We start from the raw sequence: 6,442 nt of genomic DNA on the forward strand, positions 1-6,442 counted from the left end.
CGCGTCTTCGCCAAAGGCCTGGCGCACCAGGGCGAAGGCCTCGCGCGACGTGCGCGCGGTGAATCTCTTGACGTTCATGCTGCTTGCTCCTGCGAAGCCACCGAGGGGGCGGCGCGCCAACTACCTTGAGCTCGGAAGAAGGAGGTCATGCGGCACCTCCGATGATCGAGCCGATGCGGATCGAATGCGTTTCCGGAATCTCGCTGTGGGCCAGCACCTTCAGGCGCGGTGCCGCCCGCTTGAGCAGGCGCGCCAGCGGTGCGCGCAGTGCGTCAGGCACCAGCAGGCAGGCCGGGTGGCCCAGGTTCTCCTGCTTCTTCGCGCTCTCCGCCGCCTGGCGGGTCAGCGTGTCGGCCACGCCCGGGTCCAGCGCAGCGCCGTGCGGCGAGTTCAGGGCCTGGGTCACCAGGCGTTCGAGTTCGGGTTCCAGCGCGATCACGTCGAGCTCCTTGGCCGGGCCGTAGATCTGCTGCACGATGGCCGGGGCCAGGTGAATGCGGATGCGGCGGGCCAGTTCGGCCGGGTCGGTCACCATGCTGGCGTGTTCGGCCAGGCATTCGACGATGGAGCGGAAATCGCGGATGTGCACGCCCTCTTCCAGCAGCAGCTGGAGGACTTTTTGCAGGGTAGCGATGCCGACCATCTTGGGGACCACGTCTTCGATGAGTTTGGGAGCGAGCTTGGTGACATGTTCGACCAGGGCCTGGGCTTCGGTTCTGCCCAGCAACTTGGCCGCATTCATTTGCATCAAGTGTGAAAGATGGGTGGCCACCACGGTCGAGCAATCAACAACCGTAAATCCAGCCATTTGGGCCTGCTCCTTCTGGCGCTCCTCTATCCACACCGCGGGCAAACCGAATGCCGGGTCCACGGTCTTGGTGCCGGGCAGCTGCGGCGCGTTGCCGCCGGGGTTGATCGCCAGGTACATGCCCGGATAGGCCTCGCCCTCGCCGATGGTGGCGCCGCGCAGCGTGACGCGGTACATGCTGGGCTTGAGGTCCAGGTTGTCGCGGATGTGCACCGAGGGCGGCAGGAAACCCACTTCCTGGGCGAACTTCTTGCGCACGCCCTTGATGCGGCCCAGCAGGTCGCCCTGGCGCGCCTTGTCGACCAGCGCGATCAGCCGGTAGCCGACTTCCAGGCCAAGGGTGTCCACCGGCTGCAGGTCGTCCCAGGTGGCCTCGGCGTTCGAGGCCGGCGCGTTGTCCACCACCGGCCGGGTCGCCTCGGTGGCTTCTTCCTTCTGGCGCTTGGTCAGCCACCAAGCGTAGTAGCCGATCAGGCTGGCCATGGCCAGGAAGACGATGTTGGGCATGCCGGGGATCAGGCCCAGCGCGCCGATGATGGCCGCCGTCAGCCCCAGCGAGCGCGGCGAGGTGAACATCTGGTTGCGGATCTGGCTGCCGGTGTCTTCACCGGAACCGACACGCGACACCACCATGGCTGCGGCGACCGAGATCAGCAGGCCCGGAATCTGCGCCACCAGCGCGTCACCCACCGCCAGCAGGATGTACGAGCTTGCCGCTTCGGAGACCGACAGGCCGTGCTGTGCGACGCCGATGATGAAGCCGCCCACGATGTTGATCACCAGGATCAGCATGCCGGCCATCGCATCGCCGCGCACGAACTTCAGCGCACCGTCCATGGAGCCGAAGAAGTCCGCTTCTTCGCTCACTTCCGAGCGCCGCTTCTTGGCTTCCTTCTCGTCGATCAGGCCGGCATTCAGGTCGGCGTCGATCGCCATCTGCTTGCCTGGCATCGCATCCAGGGTGAAGCGCGCGCCGACTTCAGCGATGCGCTCCGCGCCCTTGGTCACCACCACGAAGTTGATCACCACCAGGATCGCAAACACGATCAGGCCGACCGCGAAGTTGCCCCCGATCAGGAAGTGCCCAAACGCCTCGATCACCTTGCCCGCCGCGCCCGCGCCTGTGTGGCCCTGCACCAGCACCACCCGGGTGGACGCCACGTTCAGCGAGAGCCGCAGCAGCGTCGTGACCAGCAGCACGGTCGGGAACGCCGCAAAGTCCAGCGGCTTGATCATGTTGGCCGCCACCAGCATGACCATCAGCGACATCGCGATGTTGAAGGTGAACAGCACGTCCAGCGCAAACGGCGGCAACGGCAGCACCATCATGGACAACACCATGACGATGAACAACGGCGCCATCAGCGCCTTGATCATGGCCGTGTTCTCGCCGAAGAGGTTCTTCAGCTGAAGGGTGAGAGCGTTCATGTGGGCGTGGCTTGGGCAGCAATCAGGTGCCCCGCCATGGTGCCGCGGGAGGGCCGCGGACTTGAGCCGGATAAGAGGGGGGAAAGCGCCTGTCTTCCGCGCCGTGCCGCCATCGACCCGCATCCTTCATCCGACGCTTGGCAAGTCCAGGGCTTGCCAGCAGAATCTGTAACAGGTGCCGGTTTTGGCAGCGGATTTATGGAGTGGAGGGAGCCAACGAATGGGGAGGGGAATTCAGATGGATCAAGAACTTGCGCCTGGAGGGGTGGGGCTGTTACGCAGGCGGGCGTGGTTGAATACGGCAGTGTGGTGATGAACACAATGCGTAGGCATCGTAAATAGTCACCCATATGTCGCTTACCTTATCAAACCGACTCACGCAGGCAATGGGCTTCCGCGAATTAGCGGAAGCCGAATCAATATCGGCGTCATTTTCGAGCATCACCGTCTATGAGGCTCGAGGAATTGCTTTGGCAGAAGGCACTACGGAAGTATCTCAAGGAAGGGTCGCAGGAGTGGACTATCGGCTTGCAGTCGGGTCAAGTGTGAATTCCGCTTGCACTGCCCTTGTGGCTGACGTCTTCGTCGACAATGAAGAAGAATGGAAGAAAGAGACCAAAAGCCAGGGACCGTTCATCTTGGTGCAGATCGGCCCGACACGAGAACACAAGTGCGATACTGGCCGAATCAAGAGGGAGGATGACGGCAGTGTCACTACCTACGACTGTTTTCCGAACGTTCGAATAGAGCTTTCGCAGTTTGAGTCGAGAGCTCTTCCTCCAATAGTCTCCGGCTTGACCTGCGTACTGAATGAAGAGAATCGCTACGTAGAATTGCGCAAGCTTGAGCGTGCATCTGTCGGCCGAACGGCGAGCGGGGTTGTAGTCAATGACATCCGCATGCAGCTTCACGCTGAGCTGTACACAGCGTACAACTTACAAGGGCCGCAACTGGCTGGAAAGCTGGAGGCCGCGCGAGAAGTGACCACATCGCTAAACGCCAAGGCCGCTCGGTTCTTTGCACTGGGACTCGGCGAAAAAGATCAACTGAAACGGTTCCTCTACTTCTTCCTCGCACTTGAAGTTGAAACACACGCTGTGTATGGGCGCATTGACCACGCATCTGAGCTTTGCAAGCTCCTAAGTGACAAGGGCTCGCATGGTCAGGCCGCGACGAAGTTGCTTCAAACGCAAGTCGATAACCTAAAGAATCTTTATGACCGGTTTGTGTGGTGCGCAACATGTGTTTGGTCCAAACTGAATGACACCGACATTTCCCAGTTCAAGTTGCTCAAAGGTGCACGGGATGACATTGCGCACGGCTCAACCTCAGAACCACCGGTTGGATTTGCACGGCAAGCGGAACTCCTGGCGCGCAAGGTTCTGTGGAGCGCGAATACCTAAACGCGTTCAACGACGACAAAAATGCTTCGCTTTTCTTCGATTAACCTTGACGGAAAGCATCGATACTCACCTCTGGCTTCAGCAGATCGGAAACTAATTGAGCACGTACGGCGGCTATATAGAACGACTGTCACGCAAGGTCGAGGCTCGGTTGACCGACATAGAGGCGATCTTCAACTTCGACCTAGGTGCGGAGTTCGAAGTCGCCATGTGTGCACTACTTGAAGACATCCTCCCTGCTAGATTTGGTGTCTGCCGCGGCTTCGTGATCACCGAGGATGGGCGTGCAGCTGGAGATGATTTGATCATCTACGACAAAATGTCGTGCCCAACGTTGCGCGCCAATATTGGTCTTCAGTACTCAGTCAAGGAGCAGATTCCTGTAGATGCCGTCTACGCATATATCGAGTGCAAGCACTCGATTACGGATAGCTCAGTAGTCGAGACGGCAATTCTCCAGACTCGAAAAGTCAAAGAGCTCATGCTCACCCGTCCGAACCGGACGAATCCGGAACATGAAGAGGAAGGTCCAATCGAAGGCGGCAAAGTACGGGACTGGCCGCGCAACTATCCTCCGTTCAAGAACCAGCCCTTCTGCGCAATCTTCACAAGGACTTTTGATCCTCGGATATGCATCTCAAATCAACCCCACGCGCTCGATCCTGACCTTCTTGTCCTTGGGTCGAATCACATCGCTACGCAGTCCGTCCTACTAGGCCCCGACGGAATTAAAGGCGCACTTTTCTACGATAGCAAGTACTGGGCTGGCCTCAGAGTCGAGCCTGCAGCAGGAAATGCATTCGGCCTAGGCTTGGTCACCCTGTTGCAGGCGCTTAGCTGGATCGAACTTGTGCCAATAGACTGGGCAGAAACGTTGAACGTCACATTCGCTTCGAATTTATTTAGCAAGTCAAAATATCGAAAATAACCGAGTTTTGCATTCCAAAATTCTTACGTTGAATTATTCAAAAAACAAGAATCGCCGGGCCAAGTCTTGCACTGCGACATTGATTCCACCCGGCGCCGCAATCGTCGTACAGATCGGCCCCGCTGGAATGTTGCAATGAAAGACTTGAGACCGCCCCCTGAATTTCCATGAGCATAGTCACCGACATCCTCGACGCTTTGCGTCGCTTCGGTAAGCCAACGCAACGGTCTGCTTTGGCACGCCAGAACGCCCAACTGGAGGGGAAGACGCTATTGGCACAGAAGCGCCAATCGATTCCTTCACCCGACGGACCTGTTGAAGCATTCATCGCGACAATTGAACCTTCGCCCGAAACGATGGTGGCTTTGAGCGACGCAGAAACGGCTCCGATTTTGGAGAATGCATCATTTGCCGGCGCATTCATCAATGTCTTTCTTGGAACTTCGTCCCCTGGTTGGACCCTTCAGAACCTTGACCAGGCATTCGAGGCTTGGCTTTCTGGCAAGGACAAGCACGGCTACTCTAGCGATGCAGTCGTTGAAATTCTCGGCGCGGCATTCGGCCAATACTGCATCGAGCATTTGCACATGCAATGGATTAAACTGACCGACCAATACGGAACCACACTGGCCGTCAATGGTATAGACAGGCAATTCCGAGGTTTTCCGTATCACACCATTTCCAAACGCATCGAAAGCGGAGAGTTCGGTTTCTTTTCCCCAGTTTATGCAGCGCTGGCACATCAAGCGAGCAGCGCTACCTTGCGTACCTACACATGAACAAAATCGTCTACGTTGACATTGACGACACAATGGTTCGCTCCGTTGGCACCAAACGCATCCCCATGCCTGCCGTCATCGATCAGGTTCGTAGATTGAAGCAGGAAGGTACGACCTTGTATCTTTGGAGTTCGGGCGGCGCCGAATACTGCAGGAACACCGCCGCAGAACTGGGAATTTCGCATTGCTTTGAAGCATTCCTCGCCAAGCCGACGGTATACATTGACGACCAGCCGTTGAATGAGTGGAAGTTCTGCAAGCATCTCTATCCGGCGCAATCAACGCAGGCGTGAGTCCACTGATGAGGCGAAGGCGTTCCGCGGTGCAACGGTTGAAACTCGCATCCTGATTTTTTTGCGAAATCTTTGTCTTCGGCTGCTTGACGGGTGAAATCAGGATGGCAGTACGGCCACGGTTCAAAAATAAATGGGGTCAGAGTCAATTTATCTTGCGGAAACAGGTGAGCACGGCACGGCCGGATCCAGATAAATTGACTCTGACCCCATTTATTTTTTGTGCGCTGCGCCTGCCTTGTTTTCCTTTCCTGGTTTTGAAGCCGGCGCCGAAAGCCAAGAGTTGAGCCTGATAGTCCCGGCTTACTGATGAGTGCCGCGCGGCCGAACCAGATAGCGTGTCGGGTGCTGGCGAGCGGGTTGGCGGGCGCTTCTACGTTCTTGCCGCCGCGCGCCCCCGACTGGAACTGGACGACATGGCTGATCAGCAATCACTGGACAAAGCTCCCCACCCTTCGCCTCTCGCATACGACGACGTCGCCGCAGCCGCTCAGGGGCTGGCGGACGACGGATTGCCGGTGGATCTGCGCGCACTGCGCGAAGCCTTGGCCGGCAAGCAAAAGGAAGCCGGCCCGACGCAGGTGCTGCACCAGCACCTGAGCGCCTGGCGCGCGGCACAGGCAGAGCCGGCTGAGCCGATCAACGTGGCGCCGCCAGCGGCACTGATCACCGCGCTGGGCGACTGGGCACAGCAGCTGATGGACCAGGCCGCCGCCGGCCAACGTGACGCGCAAGCCAAGACCGAAAGTGACTTGGCCTTCCTGCTGGCATTGAGCGGCGAGGCCGAGGCCGAGCTGGCCCGG

6 protein-coding genes are annotated in these 6,442 nt (G+C 58.6%); 5 read left to right on the forward strand and 1 reads right to left on the reverse strand.

Annotated elements, in window-relative coordinates; translation table 11 throughout:
* Positions 1–145: 145 nt before the first annotated feature.
* On the reverse strand, positions 146–2,185 hold the full coding sequence (gene flhA, locus FKP22_RS17480) for a flagellar biosynthesis protein FlhA (RefSeq protein ID WP_375140591.1): 2,040 nt from the start codon (positions 2,183–2,185) through the stop codon (positions 146–148).
* A 437-nt stretch (positions 2,186–2,622) separates the two neighbouring features.
* Between flhA and FKP22_RS17485 the strand changes: the two genes are divergently transcribed.
* The 5 genes from FKP22_RS17485 to FKP22_RS17505 form a co-directional block, all read left to right on the forward strand.
* On the forward strand, positions 2,623–3,639 hold the full coding sequence (locus tag FKP22_RS17485; protein WP_141288787.1) for a hypothetical protein: 1,017 nt from the start codon (positions 2,623–2,625) through the stop codon (positions 3,637–3,639).
* Between the two features lie 97 nt (positions 3,640–3,736).
* On the forward strand, positions 3,737–4,567 hold the full coding sequence (locus tag FKP22_RS17490; RefSeq protein ID WP_141288789.1) for a DUF6602 domain-containing protein: 831 nt from the start codon (positions 3,737–3,739) through the stop codon (positions 4,565–4,567).
* A 167-nt stretch (positions 4,568–4,734) separates the two neighbouring features.
* Positions 4,735–5,346, forward strand: coding sequence for a DUF3806 domain-containing protein (locus tag FKP22_RS17495; RefSeq protein ID WP_141288791.1), 612 nt, complete (start codon positions 4,735–4,737; stop codon positions 5,344–5,346).
* Entirely contained in the window at positions 5,343–5,639 is a 297-nt protein-coding gene (locus tag FKP22_RS17500; RefSeq protein ID WP_141288793.1) for a DUF705 domain-containing protein, read from the forward strand. Before FKP22_RS17495 ends, FKP22_RS17500 begins: the two co-directional genes overlap by 4 nt.
* Before the next feature lie 416 nt (positions 5,640–6,055).
* Positions 6,056–6,442, forward strand: a 387-nt coding sequence (locus FKP22_RS17505) for a DNA-binding protein (RefSeq protein WP_170200941.1), incomplete at its 3' end; no start/stop codon positions are given.

It is taken from the genome of Ideonella azotifigens (assembly GCF_006519715.1).
Taxonomy (GTDB): Bacteria; Pseudomonadota; Gammaproteobacteria; order Burkholderiales; family Burkholderiaceae_C; genus Ideonella; species Ideonella azotifigens.

What these genes read in the sequence shown, in the direction of transcription:
- flhA (WP_375140591.1), bottom strand. Translation starts at nt 2,185, where the DNA reads ATGATCAAGGCGCTGATGGCGCCGTTGTTCATCGTCATGGTGTTGTCC.
- FKP22_RS17485 (WP_141288787.1), top strand. Translation starts at nt 2,623, where the DNA reads ATGGGCTTCCGCGAATTAGCGGAAGCCGAATCAATATCGGCGTCATTT.
- FKP22_RS17495 (WP_141288791.1), top strand. Translation starts at nt 4,735, where the DNA reads ATGAGCATAGTCACCGACATCCTCGACGCTTTGCGTCGCTTCGGTAAG.
- FKP22_RS17500 (WP_141288793.1), top strand. Translation starts at nt 5,343, where the DNA reads ATGAACAAAATCGTCTACGTTGACATTGACGACACAATGGTTCGCTCC.